The 2,647-nt window shown below is 62.2% G+C and carries 2 protein-coding genes and 3 pseudogenes; 2 read left to right on the top strand and 3 right to left on the bottom strand.

Annotated elements, in window-relative coordinates:
• Positions 1 to 163 precede the first annotated feature (163 nt).
• Positions 164 to 250, top strand: a pseudogene (locus GRX31_RS31000) (hypothetical protein); the annotation flags it as partial.
• A 54-nt stretch (positions 251 to 304) separates the two neighbouring features.
• Here GRX31_RS31000 and GRX31_RS30300 read toward each other — a convergent pair.
• Positions 305 to 748: pseudogene (locus tag GRX31_RS30300) on the bottom strand (transposase); the annotation flags it as partial.
• Positions 749 to 971: 223 nt separating this feature from the next.
• Between GRX31_RS30300 and GRX31_RS30295 the strand changes: the two are divergent.
• Positions 972 to 1,457, top strand: a complete 486-nt coding sequence (locus GRX31_RS30295) for a carboxymuconolactone decarboxylase family protein (protein WP_046941321.1) — start codon at positions 972 to 974, stop codon at positions 1,455 to 1,457.
• Between the two features lie 65 nt (positions 1,458 to 1,522).
• Here the strand turns inward: GRX31_RS30295 and GRX31_RS30290 are convergent, their stop codons facing one another.
• Both GRX31_RS30290 and GRX31_RS30285 read right to left on the bottom strand, forming a co-directional pair.
• On the bottom strand, positions 1,523 to 2,287 hold the full coding sequence (locus GRX31_RS30290) for an IS6-like element IS6100 family transposase (RefSeq protein ID WP_001389365.1): 765 nt from the start codon (positions 2,285 to 2,287) through the stop codon (positions 1,523 to 1,525).
• Between the two features lie 62 nt (positions 2,288 to 2,349).
• Positions 2,350 to 2,647 (bottom strand): annotated as a pseudogene (locus tag GRX31_RS30285) (Mu transposase C-terminal domain-containing protein); the annotation flags it as partial.

Below are 2,647 nucleotides of genomic sequence, written 5' to 3'. Positions count from 1 at the left end.
TCTGATCTCCATAGGCATATAAGGAGAACACGATGAAAATCGCACTCACCGGCGCTCTGCTCGCCAGCGCCCTCGTCCTGCCACTGGCCGTCACGGCCGGCGACTAAAGGCCTCGGCCGAGCACTACCGCAAGACCGGCAAGTTCTTGGACGGCGCCACGCTGGTGAAAGAGATCCGCAAGCTCGAAACCAGCGCCATGACCACTGGCAACCCTGTGGTCTGGGGTTCCGATGCGGCCGTGTGGTTCGTGATGGTCAAGGACGCCAAAGGCCGTTTCGCCAGCAACCCCTTGTGGGGCGACGGCTGGAGGCACGGCGTAGCTGGCGCAGTACAGGTCGACCAGCACGCGCCCGAGCCGGATCAGGTCGCGCAGGTCCGGCGTGTTCTCCAGCCGCGAGACGGTGGGCTGGCTCATCAGGTCCGCGCCGCTCTCGGGCAGGCGCCCGCAGGCGAGCTTGAAGGCGGGGTCGGCGCGCAGGTGGTCGAGGTCGTCCGCGTCCTCATACCCGCAGGCGATGGCCAGGATGCGCGCCAGGAGGATCTCGGGCAGCGGGTGCACGATCCGGCTCGGATCGCGCCGGTCCGGGATCACCGCGGCGAGCTTGTCGGCAATCCGCATCCGCCGGGCCGCCTGAGCCAGCAGCAGGACGCCGCCGTCCGAGGTCAGGCGCCCGCCGTCGAAGGCGGCTGTGAGCTTCTTGGCTCTCACGGATGGAAACGCGAACGGAAGTGCGTCAAGATCGGACATGGCGGGCGTGGCGGGCTCGATGGGGTGAAGAAGGTTGGTGTGAGCACCCAATCCCTAAGCCAGATCAATGCTTTACGCTACGCTCGCCAGCTTCGATCCACCGCCCTCATGAATAAGACGGGCTAATTTCGTTCACGATGATCATCACCTTCCTTGACTGCACTGCACTGTGCAATGTATGCTTTGGAGACTGCACGGTGCAGTGCAAACGAGGAGATAGGGTATGTCAGTCGTAAATTCCAGCGTCGCTTTGCCTGCTGAGGTCTCAAAGGACCGTTTCGCCAGGGGATCTGCTACATTCGCCGCAGTCACCGGCATTCCCACGGAGGCATACCTTGATGGATTCAAGGATAGCTCGCCTGATTTTGGTCGCTATGTGATTGAGTGGGTCTTCGGCGATGTATACAGCCGCACCGATTTGGATTTGAAAACCCGGGAACTCGTTATCATCGCAGCCGGCGCGGCGTTGGGCGCAACGGGAATTGATGTCATCAAATTTCATGTCCCCACTGCGGTACGCGCGGGTGCAACCCGAGACCAGATTTTCGGCGTTCTTACCCAGGTAGCGATTGTTGCAGGTGTTCCCACAGCAATCGCCGCAATTTCGGCGGCGGCACAAGTCTTGGAGCCACACTCTCAGGTCGCTGATCCTCTCTTATTCACCGGGCTGCTGCGTGATGGCTTAATCCGGGACGGGGTGGCAGGCTGAGGCGGCCAGCGGGCTCTGTTGCAAAGATTGGCGGCAGTCAGAGGTAGGCTGTCGCTCTGCGCCGATCAGGCGGCTGCTGCGAAATGGTGGTTGAGCATGCCCATGGCCTCCGTCAGCGCCGAGGGCCCAATGCCAAAAGCTCTCTCCACAAGGCGCACCTCGCCCCTGATGCCGGGCTGCAGGCACCAGGGGCGAGCCTGTCCTTTGCGCAGGGCTCGCATGACTTCGAATCCCTTGATCGTGGCATAGGCCGTGGGGATCGATTTGAAACCGCGCACCGGCTTGATCAGTATCTTGAGCTTTCCGTGATCGGCCTCGATCACGTTATTGAGATACTTCACCTGCCGGTGGGCCGTCTCCCGGTCCAGCTTTCCTTCGCGCTTCAATTCGGTGATCGCTGCACCATAGCTCGGCGCTTTGTCGGTATTGAGCGTGGCAGGCTTTTCCCAGTGCTTCAGGCCTCGCAGGGCCTTGCCCAGGAACCGCTTCGCTGCCTTGGCGCTGCGGGTCGGCGACAGGTAGAAATCGATCGTGTCGCCCCGCTTGTCGACTGCCCGGTACAGGTAGGTCCACTTGCCCCGCACCTTGACGTAGGTTTCATCCAGGCGCCAGCTCGGATCAAAGCCACGCCGCCAGAACCAGCGCAGCCGCTTCTCCATCTCCGGGGCGTAGCACTGGACCCAGCGATAGATCGTCGTATGGTCGACCGAAATGCCGCGTTCCGCCAGCATTTCCTCAAGGTCGCGATAGCTGATCGGATAGCGACAATACCAGCGCACCGCCCACAGGATCACATCACCCTGGAAATGGCGCCACTTGAAATCCGTCATCGTTCCGTCCGTCCAATCTCCGCCAAGCATGCTCAAGCTTCACGATTTTTGCAACAGAGCCGGAAATCGACCAAAAACGCGGTGGGGCGGGTAACGACGGCCGGGACGCCAACGCGCTCCACGGCCTCGGCCCAGCGCGCGGCCGGCGGCTGGAGCAGGCCGTTGTGCACGGAGCCGTGATAGGTGCCTACCGCCAACGCGAGCCAGCGCTCCAGCTCGCGCAGCGTCAGGGTGGCCATCTTCTCGGAATCGTACTCGCCGCGCTGGCCGGGATTGGAGAAGGTCGTCCCCGGTAATTCGTCGTGGATCATCTGCATCGCCGTGCCGATGATCCGTTCCACGATGCCGCCGTAGTGCGGC

Source organism: Delftia sp. CH05 (assembly GCF_009827015.1).
GTDB classification, from domain to species: Bacteria; Pseudomonadota; Gammaproteobacteria; order Burkholderiales; family Burkholderiaceae_C; genus Comamonas; species Comamonas tsuruhatensis.
This window is presented reverse-complemented; position numbering and strand designations above follow the sequence as displayed.

Coding starts and splice junctions, on each gene's coding strand:
- GRX31_RS30295 (WP_046941321.1), top strand. CDS start 972: ATGTCAGTCGTAAATTCCAGCGTCGCTTTGCCTGCTGAGGTCTCAAAG.
- GRX31_RS30290 (WP_001389365.1), bottom strand. CDS start 2,287: ATGACGGATTTCAAGTGGCGCCATTTCCAGGGTGATGTGATCCTGTGG.